Genomic DNA, 24,087 nt, shown 5'->3' with positions numbered 1-24,087 from the left:
GAGATAAAACCAGCATTAGAGGAAGCAATCAATAGTCCTCAACCTTACCTACTAGACTTTATTATAGAAGAGGAAGAGAATGTATTTCCGATGGTACCACCAGGTGGTAGCTTAGATAATATGGTCTTAAAGGAGGAGGTATAATGAAGCATACAGTTTCAGTGTTAGTAGCTAATGAGTCTGGAGTCTTAGCTAGAATAGCTAGTTTATTTAGTAGAAGAGGTTTTAATATTGAAAGCTTATCTGTTGGTAAGACAGATAATGATGAGATATCTAGGATAACTTTAGTTGTTGAAGGAAATGATAGGGTCTTAGAGCAGTTGACTAAACAATTAAATAAGTTGATTGTTGTCCATAAGATCAGTGATTTGACTAAAGAATCAGTTGTTAGTAGAGGATTGGCTTTAATTAAGGTCAAAGCTACTGCAACAACTCGATCTGAGATTATGCAGATTGTAGATATCTTTAGGGGAAAGATTGTAGATGTAGCTTCTAATTCAATTATGGTTGAAATCACTGGTAATGAAGATAAGATTACAGCAATTGAAGAGTTATTAAGACCTTTTGGAATTAAAGAGCTAGTTAGAACTGGTAAGATAGCAATGGCGAGAGGGAAAAAATAGAGTACAGTGTACAGTTGATGGTGGTTTACACGGAAAGTCTTGCTCTTTAGACTTGTAGAGACAGTTAAATTTCAAAGTCTTTAAAGATATATGGTGTTTAAATTTTAGCTGTTTACTGTATACTAAGAAATTTTAATTTAGCAATATATATTCATAATATAAAAATATATATAGGTTGTCAGTTTACTTTGTGTAGTTCTCTTATTGTTATAACTGTACACTGTACACTGTCAACTGTAAACTAAAAAATCGAGGAGATGAGTAAAATGGTAAAAATGTATTATAATGAAGATGCTGATTTAAAGGTTTTAGAAGGAAAGAAGATTGCGGTTGTAGGTTATGGTAGTCAAGGTCATGCACAAGCTCAAAATATGAGAGATGCAGGATTAGATGTTATCGTAGCTGAATTAGAAGGAACTTCAAATTATGAGCAAGCAGTTAAAGATGGTTTTGAGCCTAAGAGTGCTGCTGAAGCTGCTAAAGAAGCAGATGTAATCCAAATCTTACTTCCAGATGAAGTACAGAAGAAGGTATATTATAGTGATGTTGAACCAAATTTAGAAGCAGGTAATGCTTTAGTATTCTCACATGGATTTAATATTCATTATGGACAAATCGTTCCACCTGCTGATATAGATGTATATATGGTAGCTCCTAAAGGACCAGGACACTTAGTAAGAAGAGTTTATACTGAAGGTTTTGGTGTACCAGCATTGATTGCTATCTATCAAGATGCTACTGGTAATGCTAAGGACTTTGCATTGGCTCATGCTAAGGGTGTAGGTGGTACTAGAGCAGGTGTAATCGAAACTACTTTTAAAGAAGAGACTGAAACAGATTTATTCGGTGAGCAAGCAGTATTATGTGGTGGAACTACTGAGCTAGTTAGAGCTGGTTTTGAAACTCTAGTAGATGCTGGTTACCAACCAGAGATTGCTTACTTTGAATGTTTACATGAGCTTAAGCTAATCGTTGATTTAATGTATGAAGGTGGTATTGCTACAATGAGAGATTCTATCTCTGATACTGCTGAATATGGAGATTTAGTCGCTGGAAAGCAGGTTATCAATGATAAATCAAGAGAGGCTATGAAGAAATTACTTACTGATATTCAAGAGGGAGAATTTGCTAAGCAATGGCTACTTGAGAATCAAGTTGGTCGTCCAGGATATAATAGAAAGAAAGCTATCGATGAGGATCATTTAATTGAGAAGGTTGGAGCAGAGTTAAGATCTAAAATGAATTATCTTGACTAAGAGCAAATAATAGCTACTTGTTGCTAGCTATTAGCTATTGGCTAGAAATTGAACAGCCAGAAGCTAGTAGCTAGTAGCTATAAGCTAAAATAGTGAGGTGAGTTTTATGGCTATTAAAATCTTTGATACTACTTTGCGTGATGGTGAGCAGTCACCTGGAGTCAGTTTGAGTGTTAAGGAGAAGTTGGAGATTGCTAAGCAGCTTGCAAAGCTAGAAGTAGATGTGATTGAAGCTGGATTCCCTATTGCTTCAGAAGGAGACTTTAAGGGAGTTCAGAAGATAGCCCAAGAAGTTAAGGGTCCAGTAATTGCTGGGTTGGCTAGAGCTACTAAACAAGATATTGATAGGGCAGGGGAAGCACTTAAAGATGCAAAAAAACCAAGAATTCATACATTTATTGCTACTTCACCTGTTCATATGAAGTATAAATTGAAAAAATCACCCCAAGAGGTGTTAGAGAGTGCTGTTGAAGCTGTAAAGTATGCTAAGACTTATACTAATGATGTAGAGTTTTCAGCAGAGGATGCTTTTAGAAGTGATAAGGACTTTTTATGCGAAGTCTTTGAAGCAGTGATTGCTGCTGGAGCAACTACAATTAACGTTCCTGATACAGTAGGTTATGCTACTCCTTTAGAATTTGGTGGACTTATAAAATATATTAAAGATAATGTGCCTAATATTAATCAGGCTGTGATTAGTGTTCATTGCCATAATGATTTAGGTTTGGCAGTTGCTAACTCACTAGCAGCCATTGAGAATGGAGCTAAGCAGGTTGAATGTGCTGTAAATGGAATCGGTGAAAGAGCAGGTAATACTGCATTAGAAGAGATTGCTTTAGCACTGAATACTCGTTATGATTATTTTGCTAAACAGAGTAATTTAAACTTAAAAGAGATTGCTCGTACCAGTAGATTGGTCAGCCATTTAACTGGTATGGAGATTCAACCTAATAAAGCTATTGTTGGTAAGAATGCCTTTGCCCATGAGTCAGGTATTCACCAAGATGGTGTAATCAAAGAGAGAACCACTTATGAGATCATGGATGCAACAACTATTGGATTAGAGGAGAATAAAATTGTTCTTGGAAAGCATTCAGGGCGCCATGCCTTTCGACAGAAGTTAGAAGAATTGGGCTATGAATTGAGTCAGGAAGAATTAAATTCTGCCTTCAAAAGATTCAAAAATTTAGCAGATAAGAAGAAAGAGATTACTGGTTTTGATTTAGAAGCTATTATGGAAGATGAAATCAGCCAAGTTGATGAAGTATATCAGATAAACCTCTTACAGGTAACAAGTAGCCCAGGTTTAGCAACAGCTACTGTGCAGATGGAGAAGGATACAAAGAAGATCAATGAGAGTGCTTGTTCTGAAGGTGGACCTATCGATGCTATTTATGAGGCGATGAATCGAATAACAGGTCTAAAGTGTAAGCTGGCTGATTATCAGATAGATTCAGTAACTAGTGGCAAGGATGCTTTAGGTGAGGTAATTGTTAAGTTAGAGCATCAAGATAAGATTTATGTTGGTAGAGGTATTAGTACAGATATAATTGAAGCTAGTGCTAGAGCTTATAATAATGCGATGAATAGGATATTAAATACAGTAACGAGTGACAAGTGATGGGTAACGAGTAGTAAAAAAGTTAGGTTTTGAACTTAACTCGTTACTCATTACTCTTTACTAAAATTGAGGAGGCGAGAAGTTATGGGAATGACAATGGTAGAGAAGATATTAGCAGCTCATGCTGGTAAAGATAAAGTAAGACCAGGAGAATTGGTAAATGCAAAATTAGATTTGGTTTTAGGAAATGATGTAACTACTCCAGTAGCAGTAAAGGAGTTCAAGAAGATAGGTATCGAGAATGTTTTTGATAAAGAGAGAATAGCGATTGTACCGGATCATTTTGTTCCTAATAAAGATATCAATTCAGCAGAACAGGTTAAGATGATTAGAGAGTTTGCTGAGGAAAAAGAGATTAAGAACTTCTTTGAATTAGGAGAGATGGGAATTGAACACTGTTTATTACCTGAAAAAGGTTTAGTTGTTCCTGGAGATATTGTTATTGGTGCAGATTCACATACATGTACTTATGGTGCTTTAGGTGCTTTAGCTACAGGAATTGGAAGTACTGATATGGCAGCAGGTATGGCTACAGGTGAAGCATGGTTTAAGGTTCCAGAGACTATCAAGTTTGTTTATAAAGGTGAACTACAAAAGTGGGTTAGCGGTAAGGATTTGATTCTTTATACAATTGGTGATATTGGTGTAGATGGTGCTTTATATAAAGCTATGGAATTTACAGGGCCAGTAATTGAAAACTTGTCTATGGATAATAGATTTACTATGTCCAATATGGCTATCGAAGCTGGTGGAAAGTGTGGATTGATCGAAGCAGACGAGATTACTTTAGAGTATGTTAAAGGTAGAGCTCAACGTGAGTGGACAGTATATAAGAGTGATGAAGATGCAGAGTATTCTCAAGTCATCGAGTATGATGTTACAAATATTGAACCTCAAGTAGCATTCCCTCATTTGCCTGAGAATACAAGAGGAATCAGTGAAGTAGGAGATATTAAGATTGACCAGTCTGTTATCGGTTCTTGTACTAATGGAAGAATTGAAGATTTAAGAGTTGCTGCAGAGATCTTAAAAGGTAAGAAGAAGGCTAAACATGTAAGATTAATCATCTTCCCTGGTACTCAAGAGATTTATAAGCAAGCAATGAAAGAAGGGTTAATTGAAATCTTTATTGATGCTGGTGCAGCGGTAAGTACTCCGACTTGTGGACCTTGTCTAGGAGGACATATGGGTATCTTAGCTAAAGGTGAAAGATCAATTGCTACAACTAATCGTAACTTTGTTGGTCGTATGGGTCATCCAGAAAGTGAAGTTTACTTATCAAATCCAGCAGTAGCAGCAGCTTCTGCAATTGCAGGTAAGATTGTTAGTCCAGAAGAAGTTCTTTAAAAAGCAGTGAGTAGTGACGAGTGATGAGTAACGAGACACAGACACTCGCACTGACAAAATAAAAATTTATTGAAGTATCAGAGGAGGAAAGTAGAATTATGGAGATTAAAGGTAAAGTATGGAAGTATGGTAATGACGTAGATACAGATGTAATTATTCCAGCTAGATATTTAAATACATCAGATCCTAAGAAATTGGCTGAACATTGTATGGAGGATATTGATGATACTTTTGCTGCTAATGTAGAGCAAGGTGATATCATTGTAGCTGAGGATAATTTTGGTTGTGGAAGCTCCCGTGAGCATGCTCCAATCTCAATTAAAGCAGCAGGAGTATCAGCAGTAATTGCTAACTCTTTTGCTCGTATCTTCTTTAGAAATGCAATCAACATTGGTCTTCCTATCTTAGAATGTCCAGAAGCAGTGGTTGGAATTGATAAGGGAGATGAAGTAGAGATAGATGTGGATTCTGGAGTAATCAAGAATATAACTAAAGGAACTGAGTTTCAAGCTGAACCATTCCCAGCATTTATGCAAGAGATTATTGATGCAGGTGGATTAGTAAATTACGTAAAAGCAAAGGCAAATTAATAATTTGTAGGGGTTGGTCGCGACCAGCCCGTACATTTGTATTCAGATATAAGAAAGTTTAAAAAGTATAGAGAAGGAGAGCAGATAATGAGTAAAAAGAGGATAGCTGTAATCGGTGGAGATGGAATTGGACCAGAGGTAACTAAGCAGGGTGTTAAGGTGTTGGAAAAATTAAGTCAAATTACAGATTTAGATTTTGAGTTTGAAAATTTCAATATAGGTGCTGACCATTATTTAGAGACTGGTGAGTTAGTAACTGATGAGGTTAAGGCTGACTTAACAAGTTTTGATGCTATCTATTTAGGAGCTGTAGGAGACCCTAGAGTTAAGCCTGGTGTTTTAGAGCATGGAATCTTATTGGACTTACGTTTCTCTTTAGATCAATATATCAACCTTCGTCCAATTAAATTATTAGATTCTAAATTTACTCCATTAAAGGGTAAAGGACCTAAAGATATCGATATGATGATCGTTCGTGAGAACACAGAAGGTCTTTATGCTGGAGTAGGCGGCTTCTTTAAGAAAGGAACTAAGGACGAAGTAGCTACTCAAGAGATGATTAATACTTATAAAGGTGTAGAGCGAGTTATCCGTTATGCTTATGAGTATGCCCAAAAGCGCAATAAAGAGAATAAATTGACTTTATGTGATAAGAGTAATGTATTAACTTATTCTCACGACTTATGGCAGAGAGTATTCAAAGAGGTTGGAGAGAAATATCCTAAGGTAAATCAACACCATATGTTAGTTGATGCTATGACTATGAAGATGGTTAGAAATCCAGAAATCTTTGATGTAGTAGTTACTTGCAACATGTTTGGAGATATTATCACTGACTTAGGTGCAGAGATTCAAGGTGGAATGGGAATGGCTGTATCAGGTAATATCAATCCAGAGGGTGTATCTATGTTTGAGCCAGTTCACGGTTCTGCTCCAGATATTGCAGGTCAAAACAAGGCTAATCCATTAGCAGCATTATTAGCAGCAGCAATGATGGTTGAGGTTCTAGGAAATCCTAAAGAGGCTCAAATGATTCAAAAAGCAATCGACTTATCATTAGCAGAGAACCAAACTACTGTTGATATGGGTGGAAAATTAACTACTGACGGAGTAGGGGATTACATCTGTAGTGTTTTAGGATAGGAGGTGTATATTAATGGTAAAGATTTATGATACTACCTTGCGTGACGGAAGTCAAAGAGAGGGTATCTCCTATTCTACAGAAGATAAATTAAATATTACTAAGAAATTAGATGAATTAGGTATCGATTATATAGAAGGTGGTTGGCCTGGTTCCAACCCTAAAGATATTGAGTATTTCAATAAAGTACAGGAGTTAAAGCTTGAGAATGCTAAGATATCTGCTTTTGGTAGTACCCGCAGAGCCAATATTAAAGCAGAGGAAGATAAGAATTTAAATGCTATCTTGGCTTCTGGAGTCAAAGTTGCTACAATCTTTGGAAAGACATGGGACTTACATGTTACTCAAGCTCTGAAGACCACTTTAGAAGAGAATCTTAATATGATTGAGAGCTCTGTGGCTTATTTGAAGAGTAAAGGTTTAGAGGTCAACTTTGATGCTGAGCACTTTTTTGATGGTTATGAGGTTAATCCTGAATATGCTATTAAGGTCTTATTGGCTGCTCAAAAGGGTGGAGCAGACACTCTAGTTTTATGTGATACTAATGGTGGTACAATGCCTTTTAAGATTAAAAAGATCATAGCTAAGGTTAAAGAAGAGATTAGTGTGCCATTAGGAGTTCATGCTCATAATGATGCTGAATTGGCAGTGGCTAACTCTTTGATTGCTTATGAGGCAGGTGCAGTACAGATTCAGGGAACGATTAATGGTTATGGAGAAAGGTGCGGCAATGCCAATTTATCTTCAATTATGCCGAATTTGAAATTAAAGTATAATGAAGAGTTTATAACTGATGAACAATTAGCCAAGATTACAGAGGTTTCTCGTTATGTTAGTGAAGTAGCTAATTTAAACCCTCCTAGCCATAAACCTTATGTTGGTGATAGTGCTTTTGCCCATAAGGGAGGAATCCATGTCAGTGCTATCTTAAGAGATTCTAAGACCTATGAACATATTCGACCAGAGTTAGTAGGAAATAAGCAGCGAGTTCTTGTTTCTGAACTATCTGGTAAGAGCAATCTAGTCTATAAAGCCCAAGAGCTTGGTATTAATATCGAAGAAGAGAGTACAGATTTAAGGGCTGTTTTAGATAAGATTAAAGATTTAGAGCACCAAGGCTATCATTTTGAAGGTGCTGAAGCCTCTTTTGAACTATTAGTAGAGAAGGCGACAGGAAGATATACAAAGCTCTTTGAATTAGAAGGGGTTAGAATTATTACCGAAAAATCTGAGGATAAAAGCCCTTTATCAGAGGCTACTATTAAGGTAAAGGTTAATGGTGAGAGAGTCCATACAGCAGCAGAGGGTGATGGACCAGTTAATGCTCTTGATGGTGCTTTGCGTAAGGCTCTCATTAGTTTCTATCCTGAGCTTAAAGATATCCACTTAATAGACTACAAGGTTAGAGTCTTAGAAGGTAATGAAGGAACTTCCGCTAAGGTTAGGGTATTGATTGAATCTACCGATGGTCACCAGACTTGGGGTACTGTCGGTGCTTCAACCAATATTATCGAAGCCAGTTGGCAGGCTTTAGTGGACAGTATAGAGTATGGGATTAAATTAAAGAAAGTCGATTAGAGCTGAGATTATAATTTAGTAGAAGACTATCACACACGAAAGGTTTACATTTTTGGTAAACCTGTAGGGATATGGGATTAAAAGCAAATATTATTATAACTAAAAATAAAATTATAAAAAAGCTAGATATATTTTAAAATATATCTAGCTTTTTTATAATTTTATTACATTTATCAATAATTTTAATTAATATTTTGAATAATTTGTAAATTGAGCTTTATATAATCAAAAAATACAACTTCATGCAGGAAAATGAATGCGTAGTATATAATACTTATAATGATATATATTTACAAATTAAATCATTTTAATTCAAAAAGGGGGTAAAAATGAAGATATGGCATAAGGTCGTGTTTGGTATTGTTTTGGTTTTATTACTTAGCCTACTACCAGGGTGTTCATCAGGTAGTGATGGTGGAATAACGAAAGAAGAATACACTCTAACTATTAGCGTAGAAGGTGCTGGTTCAGTCGTTCCATCTGCAGGTACTCATACATATCATAAGGGGGAAACAGTGACTCTAACTGCCGAGACTGAGGAAGGGTATATAGTAGAGTGGAAAGGGGCCAGCCCTATTGAAAACAATTCATTTAAAGCTAAAGTTCTAATGGACAAGGATAGGGGAGTAACAGTTATCTTTAATAAATCACATCAGGAGGTTGTAAATAGTGAAAGTGAATTATTAGAGGCAATTAATGATGAGAGTGTTAATACTATTATTTTAGGTAGTGATATTAAGGTCTCATCAGATATTACTCTTACTAGAATAGCTGATTTAAATCTTAATTCTAAAACATTAACTGCTAATCTTTCAATTGGCACTAGTGAAGCTCCAATTGAGGGTTTTGGAAGATTAGTTATTAGTGAAGGAACTATTGATGGTGATTTAACCGTAAATGCTCCAGAGGCTGAAATAGATAATAAAGCTGCTATTACAGGAAGAACGATAATTGAAGATGTATCATCTAACTCATTTTACAATTCTGGTATTCTAAGTGATGTAAGTATTGAAGATAAAACAGGGTGTTCCTTTAATAATAGACCTGGGAGTAAAGTATCTTCAATTACTATAGAAGCTGATGCTATTAATATTATTATAGAAAATGATGGTAGTACACTTGAAGATATTACAGTTAAGGCAGAAGGAACGAAGGTAAAGAATAAGAATAACACCATAATTAAAGGAAAAGTAATTATAGAAGGGGGCGATACTGAATTAGAGAATGAAGATAGTCAAATTAATGAAGTAAATGTAGATGCTAAAAATATAAAAGTAAGAAATAACCAAAATACCGAAGTTACTAAAGTTAATGTGGGTGAGAGTGCTAAAGATACCAGTATAGAGAATAGTGGAAGTATAGAAGAGGTAGTAGTAAATGATAAAGTTAAAGATTCAACAACTGTAATTAATGAAGGGAATGGAGATGTAACAGGTAGTTGTGATGTAGAAGAGCTAAAGATAATAGGAAGATTAGAGGTAGAAAGATTGATTGGTGAATCTACTCCATTACCTACTTTAGAGAATGAAGGTAAGCAAATAGACTGGATTGAGGCTTATCAGCTAAACTCTGATGGAAGTCGAGAAAAGATTGCTGGTTGGGAAGTACCTGAAAGCAAAAAGGTGAGTAGAGATCAAGTTGGTACTGTAGTTTATATAGGTCAAATATCATTAAATGAAAACGTTACTAAGACCCTTGAGTTTAAACTTATAACTTTAGAAGGGGTGAGTATTCCTGGTTTAGAACTGGAAGACGGACCAGCAAAAGTAAGTAATATAACTGCTACAGTTAGTAGTAGAGATGTAGAGTTGGTTTGGACTGAGGTTGAAGATGTAGTATACTACTTTGTTTATAGGAGTAATGGGACAAGCTATAAGACTGCTAAACGCGTAAATGTTGTTGATGAAAGATCATATCAAGATAAGAGCTTAGAAAAGGGTACTTATTACTATTGGATTGAGGCTTATAATAGTAATGGTTTGGCAAGTGAAATTTCTGATAGGGTAGAAGTAAATATTAATTAAGATAAGAAAGGGTGAGTTAATGACTAATATAATTAGAAATCAAAAATTAATAGTAATATCGTTGGTACTTTTAGTAAGTTTAGGATTACTTACTGGATGTAGTAGTAGTGGTGATACCCCTAAGGTTGGAGAAGAAGCTATGGTAGAAATAGGTCTTAGTTCAGCAAGTTTAACTCAAAATATTGGTGAAGAGATTAATGTTAGTAAATATGTGATTAAGGTAAAACAAGATGAGAAGGTAATAGATACACAAGAATTGACTTCTCTTGATGATAAAGCTAGTTTCAAGCTAAGCCCAGGTGATTATACTGTAGTAGGTGAAGCTATTGAAGTAATTGGGGAACAAGAATATGTAGCTTATAAAGGAAGTGAAGATTTAAGTTTAGGTGCAGGAGAAGTAGTTAAGAACAAGAAGATTCTGCTCAGTTTAGCTACTGGAGAAGTAGAGGTAAAGGTTAGTACTGAGTTTGGATGGAATCCTGCAGATGTAGATACTGAAATTGTATTAGAATATCCACGTAGAAGTGAAAGGCATGCTGAAAAGATTGAGTGGACAGATGGAGAAGGAACTATTAAACTGGAAGATGTTTCTGCTCGAAGATGGGATGTCATATTTAATATAGGTGATAAGAGTATTAAACAAGAAGGGGTATATGTATTACCTGATCGTGTTAATGAGTTTAGTTTTCTTTTAAAGGATACAGATACTGGGATTGACATTGAACTACAGAATGGTCCTGGAAAAGTAGAGAATTTAGAAGCGATATTAGATAATGGAACTGTAAATTTAACTTGGGATTCCTTAGGTGAAGCGGATTTCTATTTGGTTTATAAAAGTGATGAACCCAATTATGCTACTGCTAAAAGAATTGCGGATGTAGATGAAAACTCATATACAGATAGATTATTAATTAGTGGAACTTATTATTATTGGGTAGAGGCTTATGATAGAGATACTGTAGGTGGAGAAACTTCTGAATATGCAGAGATTGCAATAGATGAATCTGATATTAGTGCTATAAGTGTAATCAATGCTCAGTTAGATAAAATGGAGACAGCTTATCTTAATGAAGATTCTTCTTTATTGAGGGAAATTATTAGTGATTATACAACAGTGGGACCATTGACTGCAAATAAAGATACCTTCTTACGTAATAGAGAAAAAGAATGGAAATATGTAGATTGGGATACATTTAATTGGAATAATACAAGAGTTGTAGTGAATGATGATAATAAAGCAAAAGTAGAAGCTGATAATTTCTCTGCTAGTGGGATAGATTCTACTGGAGAAGTGGTAAAAATGGTTGGGATGGCAAGTGCTAAGTTAGAATTGATAAATGGGAATTGGTACATTAGTGAGCTAGACCTACCTGATAATATTAATGATACAGAAATAATAGGTAACATAGTATATGCAGATGACTATGGGAAGTTGAATTTATTAAATAATGATGGAACTAAAGTATTAGAAGATAATCCAGATATGTTCTTTGATAGATTTTATTATTTAGGAGAAAATAAGGTTTCTTATAGGGGAGTAAATTGGAAAACCAAAGATAATAGTGTAAATATAATTAATATTGCTGATTTTGCTAAAAGTAAGGTAGTTAATTTAAATGGGAATTATATGGATTATGCTATCTCTCCTAATCTTGATAATATTAGCTATTATGTTGCAGAAGAGAATACAGATGGTTCTATTAAGACGACAATGTATTTAAATGATATATCTGGAGATAGTCCAATAAAATTAAAAGAGTCTAATACTCCATATGAATCTCTAACTTGGGGATCAGATGGAAAGATATATTATCAAATAAAAACCAGTACTAATGATGCTGGAGGTAATGAAAGTATTTCTAGTAGTAGAATTTATATGGCAAACGCTGATGGTAGCAACCAACAACCTTTAACTAATGAGAATCAAGTTGCTTTCTGGCCAGGTATATCGCTAGATGGTGAAAAATTAGCTTACGTTGAACAGGTGGAGGGAAGGAGAAAACTGAAGCTACGGGATATGAATGATAAACAGTCAATTGAATTATGTGATGCAGATGCTAAAGAAATTTCTTGGTGGTGGACATCAGATAGTCAGACACTATTTTATGCTTACGTTTCAGAGGGAATGGGTTATATGTACTCCGTTGATAGAGATGGACAAAATAATAATAAATTATTAGAAACTCCTGCTAATAATTTGGGTGAATATAGAAATTCTCTTAAATTATCACCAGATGAAAGCAAAGTATCATGTAATTTTATTAATGCTGATGGAGTAAGTCAACTTTATGTATATGATTTTGATCAAAATACAGTTAAAAAGATTTTTGAAGGTATGAATAGTTATGTCTGGTATGCAGACAATGATAAGCTTTTGGCTACTAAGCAAGGGGTTATCTATCTTGTAGATGTAGAAGGAAATATTAGTGAATTGCTAGATAGTAAATCCTCTTATATCAGTGAGGTACTTTGGATAGATTAAGAATATTAGAGAGCAGGCATTTTATTATGTCTGTTCTTTTTTTATAATTATCATTTAAGGTGATATGATTATTATTAGATTTAATTATTTGATGAGTCTCTCGATCTAAATAAAGTATTTAGATAGATTATTTTTGAGTTTTTAGATAAATGTTGATCTAAAGGTTTTTTACCTTTAATTATAGAGAAAATTATTGTAAAATTATAGTAGTGATACTTTAAATGATTTCTAGCTATAATATTTAGTAGTATGGCTTATGGATCTTAATCTATTAAATAGGAGTGAAATAAATGCTGGAAGAGGTAGTTAAATTCGATTGGAAGCTGTTTGTTTATAGAGTCTATCAAAAAGCAAGGACAGTAGATATATTCGTTAATGCTATGAGTTTGGTTTACACAACTTTATTATCACTTGTTCCATTATTAATCTTCTCTTTTTATATAATGACCTTATTTAATATCTTTGGTGGAATGGATAGGATAATCAATGCTTTAAAAGAGATTATTTTAGAGAATTTAGCTACTGGGACTGGTGAAATTGTAATTAGATATTTAGAAGATTATGTTACTAATGTAGATATTACTCAGCTAGGAGTTATCAGTTTCTTCTCTTTGGTAATAGTAATAGTCTTTATGTTAGCTAGAATTGAAATGACCTTCAATAAGATCTGGGGAGTAGAGGAGCATCGCGACATCTTTAAGCGGTTTGTTGCCTTTTGGACTTTTGTTACTCTGGGAACTTTTTTAATCACACTTTCTTTGAGTCTGACCATCTCTGTTATCAGTTCTTATCTTAGTTCTGATTTGATTGAGGTCTCTACTGGTAATACATATATCTTTCGATTTATTTCAATTGTTTCATATTTTTTAATCTTTATTGTAGGCTATTATTTAATTCCTAATACAGATGTAGAGCCTTTAGCTGCTATTGTGGGTGGTTCGATCAGTGGCTTCTTATTCAATTTAGCTAAAAATCTCTATAAGCTTTATACCAAGCATGCGGTTGGCTATAATCAGATTTATGGTTCCTTATCAGTGATTCCTCTCTTCTTATTTTGGTTATATATAATTTGGATGATTACATTATTAGGGGCAGTTATCTGTTATGTCTTTCAAAATAGATCTAATCTGCACCACTTTAATGCTCTACAAGATATCACAATTGGTATTCAAAATATAATCCCCATTGCAATCTTAGTCGTAATTTGTAAGGAGTTTATGGATAGGAAGTCAACGGGGATAACCTTTGCAGGTCTGGCTAATAAGATCAATATTCCTGTAGAAATAATTGAAGATAACATCAAAGGCCTAATGGCAGAGAATTTAATTACTATTACTAAGGAGAATAGATATATTCCAATAACTACTCTGCAAAGGATATCCTTATGGGAGATATGTGAACAGCTACTCTTTAAACAAGAGGTATCTATTAAAGAGATATTTGCCGATGAAGAGGTTTGTGGGGTATATGCTGCTGTAAAGGATGAATTAAGAAAGCATTTAGATAGTTTAACAATTACTGATTTATTAGATGAAGAATGTTAAGTTCAAGGATAAGTCTAAGTTTGAGTAAAATCTTTTAGACCTATACTTAAACTCAGATTTAAATAAAATAAAAGTAGGTGAATAAAATGAAGTTGATTAGATTTAAAGCAGAAGATGAGATTAAATATGGTATTTTAGAGGAAAATAAGGTAAAAGAGATTAAAGGGGATATCTTTGAAGATTATCAAGTAGTTGATAAAAGTTATCAACTACTTGATCTGGAACTATTAGCTCCTTGTGAGCCTAGCAAAATAATATGTGTAGGTTTAAATTATAAGGATCATGCTGAAGAAATGGGAGAAGAGCTACCTGAAGAGCCAGTTATCTTCATGAAACCAGCAACTGCTGTAAGCAATCCTAATCAAAAGGTTAAATATCCTAAAATGAGTAAACAAGTTGACTATGAAGCAGAATTGGCTATTGTTATTAAAGATGAGATTAAAGATTTAAGGCCAGCAGAGGTTGAAGAACATATTTTAGGATATACTTGCTTTAATGATATTACCGCCAGAGATCTACAAAGTAGAGATGGTCAGTGGATTAGAGCCAAGTCCTTTGATGGATTTGCTCCTTTAGGACCAGTAATAGCTACTGAGTTAGCTGCAAATAACCTAGGGATTCAGTTGATTCATAATGGAGAGATTAAACAAGATTCTAATACCAATCAAATGATATTTTCCCTTAAGGAATTAGTTAGCTTTATCTCTCAAGTAATGACTTTAAAACCAGGTGATGTAATAGCTACTGGGACTCCTCCAGGGGTAGGAAGTGTAGAGATAGGTGATAAATTAGAAGTAAAGATTGAAGGAATAGGAAGCTTAATCAATGAAATTAGTGAATAAAGAAGAGCAAAGTTATTATTTGATCTAATAGCAAATAATAGTTAAAAGACTAATGATTATTAAAATGGATATGCTAGTAATGGGGGAGGTAAAAGGTGGATTTTGATATTATAATCCTTCTTGATGTTATAGTTACAATTTTAGTTTCTTATAAATTCTTTACTTTAATTAAAGAAACACGGGCTATTCAGCTTTTAAATGGTATATTAGTATTATTTTTGATTCGATTTGCCAGTAAATTTTTGGGTCTTAAAATCTTTAATTCCTTGTTAGACCAGATAAAGACATTGGTTTTAATTGCTATTCCTGTTGTCTTTCAGCCTGAGTTACGTAGGGCTTTGGAGCAGATTGGTAGAGGAAAGGTTCTTAATTACTTAACAAGAAAAGATAAATTCAAGACCTATATTGATAAATTAGTAGCAACGGTAATGAGGCTAAGTCGTGATAAGATAGGGGCATTAATTGTATTAAAAAGAAGTACAGGATTACGTGATATAATCGATACAGGGGTTGAATTAGATGCTAAATTGTCCCCAGAATTGTTGGTTAATATCTTTATGCCTAAAAGCCCTTTGCATGATGGTGCTGTAATCATAGACAAAGACAGGGTAATAGCAGCAAATTGTCTTCTGCCCTTGACTAAAAATCAGAGGTTAAGGCAGAGTCTAGGTACAAGGCATAGAGCTGCTATAGGAATAACTGAGGAGACTGATGCTTTTGTGATAATAGTTTCAGAAGAGACAGGAATGGTCTCTACCACTTATGAAGGAAAGATTAAATATGGTTTAGATGAATTTGCATTGAAAGAGAAGCTATTCACAAAATTTGAAGAGTTAGATATTAGTTAATAATTATGAATCTAAATTCAGTGGTACTAAAATTATATATTATGAATTATCTTGATTGGTTGCTAAGATATTTATGAAACAGTCCTGCAATTAAATTTAATTGTAGGACTGTATTATATTATCCACTGAAATTATAGAATAAAGTCTTGAGATTATAGTAATTAATATTCAATTTTGATAAAATTAAAGGAGGAGATACTTTTTTAATAGAAATTATATGATAATTATTAGAGAGAAGAGGAGGGAAATACATAATGAATAGTTATGATGAGCAGATTAGTCAAAGTCTTGAGGCAATAGATCAGCTTCATCAGGGATATAATGATTTAGCAAAAGCCTTAGAGATAATCAATAAAAGCTCTAACAAAACTTATGGCCTATCTTTGAGGTTTGTTCCTAAAAAAGGGATATACTTTATAGAAGAGGGGTGGCTTAAACCTTTAGATTCACTACCTTCGATAGATGATATTATTGAGTTGAAGTTTATTGATAAGGTGGAAGAAAAGATTAAGCTAAAGATAACCTATAAAAGTGGAGAAGTCTTTATTATTGACTAGACAACTTTTAGATTGATAAATAATCAAAATTTGAAAAGCCCAGTCTATTTGGACTGGTTTTTTTATTTTTAGTGATCATTAAATAAATAATAAGTAATCTTTTGGTTTAGTCTATATTTATAAATTATTAAATAATAAGCAAGTTGAAGTTATAGATTAAAATTAAATTTATATCTATCTAATCAATTTTAAGCAAGATGATATTAAAGGTTGTCATTAGCAAATGTGGACATCCTTTTAAATATTAATAGCTTAACTGAACTTAATATAAGCTATTAATTTCTATCATTAGTCTGCTTATATTTTAATACTTACTTAAGATTAGGTATATCAAGGCAGATAATAATCTTATAATAAATTTGTGTTGAGTAAATTAAAACTACTAACTATATAAACCTAGTGAATTTTAATCAATTTATGTCATTAATCTATCTTTCTATATTAAATAATGTCACTAGCATATATGGACATAATGTTAAATTGAATTCCTTGTCTCTAATATACCATGGTGGTATGATGTAAGTAAGTTGAACAAGCTAATAAGATAATAAGTGAATAAGAAAATAACAATATAAGATCAAAAGAATTTGAGTATTGTTTGACAGGAAATCTATAAATTTAACTTGGGGAGGAATATTAAATGAGACAAAGAATTCAAAAATTCGGACGTTTTCTTAGTGGAATGGTAATGCCAAATATAGGTGCATTTATTGCTTGGGGATTTATTACTGCTTTATTTATTCCAACAGGTTGGTTACCAAATGAAAATCTAAGTTCTATGGTTGGACCAATGATTACTTATTTATTACCTTTATTGATTGGTTATACTGGAGGTAAGATGGTTGCTGATGCTAGAGGTGGAGTAGTAGGTGCAGTTGCAACGATGGGAGTTATCGTAGGTGCAGATATACCTATGTTCTTAGGTGCAATGGTTATGGGACCTCTTGGTGGTTTAGTAATTAAGAAATTTGATGGGATGATAGATGGAAAAGTTAAATCTGGTTTTGAAATGTTAGTTAATAACTTTTCTGCTGGTATTATTGGAATGGCATTAGCTATAATAGCTTATTTAGGAATTGGACCGGTAGTTTTATCTTTAAATAAGGTACTAGCAACTGGAGTACAGACAATAGTTAATGCTGGATTATTGCCTTTGGCTTCATTATTTATTGAACCAGCTAAGATACTATTCCTAAATAATGCAATTAACCATGGGGTATTAAGTCCACTTGGTGTGAATGAAGTTAAAGAATTAGGTCAATCTATCTTCTTCTTATTAGAAACAAATCCTGGACCTGGTCTTGGTATTCTATTAGCTTATATGCTTGCTGGAAAAGGAAATGCTAAACAGTCTGCACCTGGAGCAGCAATCATTCATTTCTTTGGAGGAATTCATGAAATTTACTTCCCTTATGTTTTAATGAAACCTTCTTTACTTCTAGCAGTAATTGCTGGTGGAGCAACTGGAGTATTTACCTTTGTTATAACTGGTGCTGGGTTAGTTGCTAGTCCATCTCCAGGAAGTATAATTGCATTATTAGCGATGACTCCTAAAGGTAACTTCTTTGGAGTGATAGCAGGTGTTATTTCAGCAACAGCAGTATCCTTCTTGGTTGCTTCTGCTCTTTTAAAGGCATCAGCAAATAATGTCAATGATGACTTAGAAAGTGCTACTAAACAGATGAAAGAAATGAAAGGAAAGAAAGTAGCTATTCCTGCTAGCAATATTGGTACAGTAAATAAGATTATTGTGGCTTGTGATGCAGGTATGGGATCTAGTGCAATGGCAGCTTCACAGGTTAGAAATAAGGTTCAAAAGGCAGGGCTAGATATAAAAGTAGATAACTCTGCAGTAGATGAAATTCCTCAAGATGTCGATATTGTAATTGTTCATAAGGAGTTATTGGATAGAGCTAAAAAATCTGCTCCTGGCAAAGAGTATATTCCAATTGAGACCTTCTTAAATAATCCAGTTTATGATGAACTTGTAGAGAGATTAAAAGCTGAAAAATCAGAAGTAGTCTAATAAATTTATGGAAGAATTGAAGGGGATTATATATTTAAAGTAATGAGTTAGTGCCAGCTCATTACTTTACCCTCTTTTTTCTCTATAAGTATAAAAAGGGGAGATGCTATGAGGTTAAATAATCTATCTTCTAGACAGAAAAGAATTATTGCTATTTTAATAGAGGCATCTAATGTTGTTACTATCAAAGAACTAGCAGATGAAATAGGTGTTAGTAAAAGAACTATTAATAGAGAGCTATCGAGTTTAAGAGAGGCTTTAAAAGAGTTTGATTTGACTTTACAATCAAAACCAGGGGTTGGACTATTTATAGAAGGCAAGGAAGAGCTTTTAGAAAGAGCTCAGAAGGGTTTAAAAGAGGTATCAGAAAAGAAGGACTTAACTCCACAAGAAAGATACATTTATATTATTGAGGAATTTCTGTTATCAGATCGTTTTCAAAAATTAACTGCTCTTGCTTATAAGCTAGCAGTAACTGAAGCAACTATTAGTTATGACTTAAATAAAGTTGCTAAGTGGTTTGAGAAAAGAGGACTCTCTTTGGTTAGAAAACAGGGGGTAGGTGTTTATTTAAAGGGTTCAGAAGCATCCTTTAGAAGAGCTGTAATCGATTTTTTATATGATAACATGGAAAAAGAAGATATTTTAACCTTAATTCGTAATAACCTAAATAATAAGCGGGCTAATAAAGAGACGATAGCGGCAAGGGTTAGAGAAAAGATATTAGACTTTATGAATATGAATACGCTTTCTGAGTTAGAAAAAGCAGTTGATGAAATTTTAAAAGAAACTAAATTTAATATGGTAAACACTTCATATATAGGATTGATAATTCATCTATCTTTAGCTATTAATAGGCTAGAAGCTGGAGAGAAGATATATATTAATAAAGATAAATTAGATAGATTAAAGTTGAGCAAGGAGTATGAGATTGCAAAGAATTTATCTGCTAAATTAGAAGAAGTATTTGATTTGATAATTCCAATAGAAGAAACTGCCTATATAGCTATGCATTTAAAGGGTGCTAAATTAATGAATAAACTTGAATTTAATGGAGACCCCTTAGCTGTTGAAAAGCTTGAGGTTATCAAATTGGCTCGTATATTAGTCAAAGAAGTAGAGCAGGAATTAAGAGTAACAATTTCAGATGATGTCACTTTAATATCAGGATTAGTAACTCATCTAGAACCTGCAATTTCTAGAATTAAAATGGGAATGGAAATTAGAAATCCTATCTTAACTGATTTAAAGAAGGAATATAGTGATATCTTCTCTGCTACTAAGAAAGCAGCCAATAAGCTAGCAGAGATAATAGAAGCAAATATACCTGATTCAGAGATTGGATTTCTTACAATGCATATTGCTGCCGCAGTAGAAAATGCAAATAGATATAAAGCTAAAGTCTTACTGGTATGCTCTAGTGGAATTGGTAGCTCTAAAATTTTAGCTACTAGATTGAAAAAAACGATTGAAAATTTAGAGATAATTGATGAAGTATCTGCCTTCTCTTTAGAAGATAATAGAATAGATGAAGAAGATATCGACCTTATAATCTCAACTATTCCTATCGATAATTATCAGGATAAATTAGTTGTAGTATCTCCTATCTTATTGCCAGAAGAGGTTCAAAGAATTAAAAGAAAGATAAGAGAGGTTGAGATGGTTAACTTAGAAAGAGATACAGAAAGAGAAGTAAAGAAAGAAGATAGAATAGAAGATGAATTAGAGGTTATGGCCAAGATATCTAATGATATTATCAGTATTTTAAAGAATGTAAAGGTTAAAAAGATAGCTATTAAAGACTATGACCAGATTATTAGAGAGGTGAGTAAGGAAGATTTTATCCCTCTAAATAGCGATTCTAAAGTAGTATATGATGCTTTAAAAGCTCGTGAAAAGAAGGGCTCAACGATAATTCCAGAGATGAAACTTACTTTATTACATGCTAGAACAGATGGGATTGAAAAACCTTTTATAGGACTGGTCATGCTAGATGAAGCAGTTTCATTATCGGGACCTAATAATTTAGAGCAAGAGATCGATAGGATTATTGTGTTGTTAGCCCCAAAGGAGCTTATTGCTGAAGAGATTCAATTAATCAGTAGCTTTAGTGCCTCAATAATTGAAAATAAAGACTTTCATAATGTAATTAGGGAAGGGAATAAGGAAGAATTGATAGATTATTTAAGAAAAGTGATGGAAGATTATTATAGAACCCTATTTAAATAAGTTAATAAGGAGGAGATAATTATGTTTGGGTTATTTAAGAAAAAGAATGATAATAATGTAAAAGAAGAGAGTGCAATCTTAAGTAAAGAGGCTATTGTTTTAGGAGCAGAGAGTGTTGATAAAGATAAAGCAATAGAGATGGCAGGTCAACTGTTAGTAGATGGAGGATATGTAAGCTCAGATTATATAACAGGAATGAAAGAGAGAGAGGAGAAGGTAACGACTTATATAGGTAATGGGGTAGCTATACCTCATGGTACAAGTGAAGCTAAAGATCATATAGCCAAGTCAGGTATCTCTTTTATTCAATTTCCAGAGGGTGTTGATTTTGGTGCTGGAGAGTTATGCTATTTAGTTATTGGGATTGCAGGCAAGGGAGATGACCATATACAGATTCTTCAGAATTTAGCAACTATCTGTCAAGAGGAAGAAGAAGTACAAAAATTAATCGATACTGATGATAAAGACTTTATTCTTAATACACTTGTTTAGGGAGGGATAATCATGAAAAAGGCAGTACATTTTGGGGCTGGAAATATAGGGAGAGGTTTTATTGGTCTATTACTGGGCTTATCAGACTATGAAGTAGTTTTTGTTGATGTAAATGAGGAGATTCTAGCTGCACTGAATAAGAATAACAGATATAAGGTATTAGAAGTAGGTGGAGCAGAAGAGAAAGAGTATACAGTAAATAATGTTAGAGGGATTAATGGCAAGGAGATTTCAACAGTTGCTAAAGAGATAGCAGATGCAGATATAGTTACAGCAGCAGTAGGACCAAATAATCTAAAGTTTATTGCGCCTGCAATTGCAGAAGGTCTTAAGATAAGATTAGAGAAGGCTAGACCTACAGAGCTTAATATTATAGCTTGTGAGAATGCTGTAAAGGCTTCAACAGAATTAAAGGATTATGTGTATCAGAATTTGGATGAGAATTTACAAGAAAAAGCAGACTTATATATCGGATTTCCAGATTCAGCAGTCGATAGAATAGTACCTCCACAAGAGATCACTGAATCTTTAGAAGTTAAAGTAGAACCTTTTAAGGAATGGATTGTTGACCAGACCCAATTCAAAGGTGAAATACCAGAGATTGAAGGAATGAATTTAACTGACAATTTAGTAGCTTTTGTTGAGCGTAAAATCTTTACTCTCAATACAGGGCACTGTGGAACAGCTTATATGGGATATTATAAAGGTTATCAATATATTCACGAGGCGATTAAAGATGAAGAAATCTACAAGACAATCAAAGAAGCTTTAATGGAATCTGGTAGTAGCTTAATTGAGTTTTATGGTTTTGATGAAGATACTCATAAAAGTTATATTAATAAAATCTTAAAGAGATTTGAAAATCCAGCTTTAATGGACTCTGTAACAAGAGTAGGGCGTGATCCTTTAAGAAAATTAGGTGCAAAGGATAGACTAGTTAAGCCTGCCTCAAGAGCAGTTGAAATGGGTAAATTCCCTACTAACTTAGCAAAGTGTATTGCCTTAGGATTTTTATTTGATGTAGATGGCGATGAAGCGGCTCAAAAGATTCAAGATAAGATTGAAAAAGAAGGAATTGAGCGTACTTTAGAAGCGGTTACAGGTCTTGCTCCTGAAGGTGATTTAGGTCAAGAAGTATTAAAGCAATATAAAGAGTTACTGGATAATTTATAAACTATCTTTAGAGATAGTAAATTTTTAAGTAGGTGATGGTTAACCCATCCCTATTTTTAATTTATTTTTGTTTATATAATAGATAAGTTGGGAATAATTTATATAAACTTAACAGTTTTTATACTCACAATCTCTTCATTACAAGGTATAATAAAGAAAAATTTTAAAATTTGAAACTATTAATATTGATTTAGTTGAAATTAATTATTCTATAACATATAATAAAAAAGGACTAGCTGATTAAGCTGGTCACATTTGATGAGTTAAAGAATATAATAAGCTAGAAGGAGGTGAAAAAGTGGGAGAGTTGTTTGGAACTGATGGTGTTCGTGGTGAAGCAAATATCTTTTTAACAGCTGAGATGGCTTTTAAGATTGGTAAAGCAGGTGCTTACTATTTATCACAAAAGAAGACAAATCCTAAGATATTGATTGGAAAAGATACTAGAATTTCTGGTGATATGTTAGAAGCGGCATTGATAGCTGGAATAACTTCTTTAGGTATAGATGTAGTCAAGGTTGGAGTAGTGCCTACACCAGTTGTGGCATATCTTACTAAACATAAGGATGTTACAGCAGGTATTATGATCTCTGCTTCCCATAATCCTGTTCAAGATAATGGAATTAAATTCTTTAATGGTAATGGATTCAAGTTATCTGATCAGCAAGAAGATGATATTGAAGAGATCATCTTAAATTCTTTAGATAAACTGCCAGTACCAGCAGGAGATAAGGTAGGTAAGGTTGAGTTTATCCATCATAGCTTAGATGAATATATAGATTATATTAAGAAAACTGTTGATGGTGATTTTTCTGGACTGAAAGTAGTAGTAGATGCTGCTAATGGAGCTGCTTATGAGTTAGCACCTAGATTATTAGCAGAGTTGGGTGCAGAGGTTATTGCTCTTAATAATAAGCCAACAGGATTAAATATTAATGTGGATTGTGGTTCTACTCATCCTGAAATCCTTCAGCAGGCTGTCTTAGATAACAAGGCTGATTTAGGAATTGCCCATGATGGTGATGCTGATAGAGTAATTGCTGTTGATGACAAAGGTGAACTGGTTGATGGAGATTATATTTTAGCAATCTGTGGTCGTCAGCTAATAAAAGAAGGCAAATTAGCAGATAATACAATAGTAGCTACAAAATATAGTAACTTAGGCTTACAACAAGCTATGAATGAGGTAGATGCCAAAGTTTCAGTTGTAGGAAATGGTGACCGTTATGTTTTAGCTGAAATGTTAGATAAGAGTTATATCTTAGGTGGAGAGAAGTCAGGGCATATTATCTTCTTAGATTATAACACTACTGGTGATGGTGTGTTAACTGCTTTACAATTAATTAATGTAGTTAAGAAAAGAGGCAAGACTCTATCTCAACTACGCCAAGAGATGACTGAATTCCCTCAGTTATTAGTCAATGTAAAAGTGACTAATAAAGATTGGGAAGATAGTTCTGCAATTAATGAGGCTATTGCAGAGGTAGAAGCAGCTTTGGCTGGTGAAGGTAGAATCTTTGTTAGAGCTTCTGGAACTGAACCTGTAGTTAGAGTAATGGTTGAAGGTAAAGATGAGGCTCAAATAGAAGAGCTAGTCAATAAGGTAGCTAGTGTTGTAGAGGCAGAGTTGAATTAGTTTAAGTTTGAGTTTAAGATCAAAGAGGTACTTTCCTTATCCTTAGGCTTGAACTTAACCTTAATCTTATAATTATAG

General features: G+C 33.6%; 18 protein-coding genes. All 18 read left to right on the top strand.

Translation table 11 applies throughout. The annotated features are described in order from the left end of the window. Positions 1 to 143: 143 nt before the first annotated feature. On the top strand, positions 144 to 623 hold the full coding sequence (gene ilvN, locus BX659_RS16385; RefSeq protein ID WP_097018127.1) for an acetolactate synthase small subunit: 480 nt from the start codon (positions 144 to 146) through the stop codon (positions 621 to 623). Positions 624 to 889: 266 nt separating this feature from the next. Then, positions 890 to 1,879, top strand: a complete 990-nt coding sequence (gene ilvC / locus BX659_RS16380) for a ketol-acid reductoisomerase (protein WP_097018126.1) — start codon at positions 890 to 892, stop codon at positions 1,877 to 1,879. Positions 1,880 to 1,985: 106 nt separating this feature from the next. Next, the gene (locus tag BX659_RS16375) at positions 1,986 to 3,500 is read left to right on the top strand and encodes a 2-isopropylmalate synthase (protein WP_097018125.1); all 1,515 of its coding nucleotides are present in this window, start codon (positions 1,986 to 1,988) and stop codon (positions 3,498 to 3,500) included. Between the two features lie 84 nt (positions 3,501 to 3,584). After that, positions 3,585 to 4,847 carry a 3-isopropylmalate dehydratase large subunit gene (gene leuC, locus BX659_RS16370; protein WP_097018124.1) on the top strand — a complete coding sequence of 421 codons (1,263 nt, stop codon included), beginning with the start codon at positions 3,585 to 3,587 and terminating at the stop codon, positions 4,845 to 4,847. A 98-nt stretch (positions 4,848 to 4,945) separates the two neighbouring features. Then, positions 4,946 to 5,437: a 3-isopropylmalate dehydratase small subunit gene (leuD, locus tag BX659_RS16365; RefSeq protein WP_097018123.1), complete on the top strand. Its 492-nt coding sequence runs from the start codon at positions 4,946 to 4,948 to the stop codon at positions 5,435 to 5,437. Positions 5,438 to 5,524: 87 nt separating this feature from the next. Continuing rightward, positions 5,525 to 6,580 (top strand): 3-isopropylmalate dehydrogenase, encoded by a 1,056-nt coding sequence (locus tag BX659_RS16360; protein WP_097018122.1) that lies wholly within the window; start codon positions 5,525 to 5,527, stop codon positions 6,578 to 6,580. 13 nt (positions 6,581 to 6,593) lie between these two features. Beyond that, the gene (cimA, locus tag BX659_RS16355) at positions 6,594 to 8,156 is read left to right on the top strand and encodes a citramalate synthase (RefSeq protein ID WP_097018121.1); all 1,563 of its coding nucleotides are present in this window, start codon (positions 6,594 to 6,596) and stop codon (positions 8,154 to 8,156) included. A 329-nt stretch (positions 8,157 to 8,485) separates the two neighbouring features. Then, on the top strand, positions 8,486 to 10,180 hold the full coding sequence (locus BX659_RS16350; protein ID WP_097018120.1) for an InlB B-repeat-containing protein: 1,695 nt from the start codon (positions 8,486 to 8,488) through the stop codon (positions 10,178 to 10,180). Between the two features lie 19 nt (positions 10,181 to 10,199). Then, complete coding sequence (locus BX659_RS16345) at positions 10,200 to 12,662, top strand: hypothetical protein (RefSeq protein WP_097018119.1); 2,463 nt, start codon at positions 10,200 to 10,202, stop codon at positions 12,660 to 12,662. A 290-nt stretch (positions 12,663 to 12,952) separates the two neighbouring features. After that, positions 12,953 to 14,206: a YihY/virulence factor BrkB family protein gene (locus BX659_RS16340; protein WP_097018118.1), complete on the top strand. Its 1,254-nt coding sequence runs from the start codon at positions 12,953 to 12,955 to the stop codon at positions 14,204 to 14,206. 86 nt (positions 14,207 to 14,292) lie between these two features. After that, positions 14,293 to 15,048 carry a fumarylacetoacetate hydrolase family protein gene (locus BX659_RS16335; RefSeq protein ID WP_097018117.1) on the top strand — a complete coding sequence of 252 codons (756 nt, stop codon included), beginning with the start codon at positions 14,293 to 14,295 and terminating at the stop codon, positions 15,046 to 15,048. A gap of 95 nt (positions 15,049 to 15,143) precedes the next feature. Beyond that, positions 15,144 to 15,896, top strand: a complete 753-nt coding sequence (gene cdaA / locus BX659_RS16330) for a diadenylate cyclase CdaA (RefSeq protein WP_097018116.1) — start codon at positions 15,144 to 15,146, stop codon at positions 15,894 to 15,896. Between the two features lie 254 nt (positions 15,897 to 16,150). Then, positions 16,151 to 16,453, top strand: coding sequence for a hypothetical protein (locus tag BX659_RS16325; protein WP_097018115.1), 303 nt, complete (start codon positions 16,151 to 16,153; stop codon positions 16,451 to 16,453). 640 nt (positions 16,454 to 17,093) lie between these two features. Next, a complete protein-coding gene (locus BX659_RS16320; protein ID WP_097018114.1) occupies positions 17,094 to 18,479 on the top strand; it encodes a PTS mannitol transporter subunit IICB in 1,386 nt (461 codons plus the stop codon). 108 nt (positions 18,480 to 18,587) lie between these two features. Then, a complete protein-coding gene (locus BX659_RS16315) occupies positions 18,588 to 20,708 on the top strand; it encodes a BglG family transcription antiterminator (RefSeq protein WP_097018113.1) in 2,121 nt (706 codons plus the stop codon). Positions 20,709 to 20,729: 21 nt separating this feature from the next. Beyond that, entirely contained in the window at positions 20,730 to 21,200 is a 471-nt protein-coding gene (locus tag BX659_RS16310) for a PTS sugar transporter subunit IIA (protein WP_097018112.1), read from the top strand. 12 nt (positions 21,201 to 21,212) lie between these two features. Beyond that, a complete protein-coding gene (locus BX659_RS16305) occupies positions 21,213 to 22,373 on the top strand; it encodes a mannitol-1-phosphate 5-dehydrogenase (RefSeq protein ID WP_097018111.1) in 1,161 nt (386 codons plus the stop codon). Between the two features lie 298 nt (positions 22,374 to 22,671). Next, positions 22,672 to 24,009, top strand: a complete 1,338-nt coding sequence (gene glmM / locus BX659_RS16300) for a phosphoglucosamine mutase (protein WP_097018110.1) — start codon at positions 22,672 to 22,674, stop codon at positions 24,007 to 24,009. Positions 24,010 to 24,087 lie beyond the last annotated feature (78 nt).

It is taken from the genome of Orenia metallireducens (assembly GCF_003001995.1).
Lineage (GTDB): Bacteria > Bacillota > Halanaerobiia > Halobacteroidales > Halobacteroidaceae > Orenia > Orenia metallireducens_B.
This window is presented reverse-complemented; position numbering and strand designations above follow the sequence as displayed.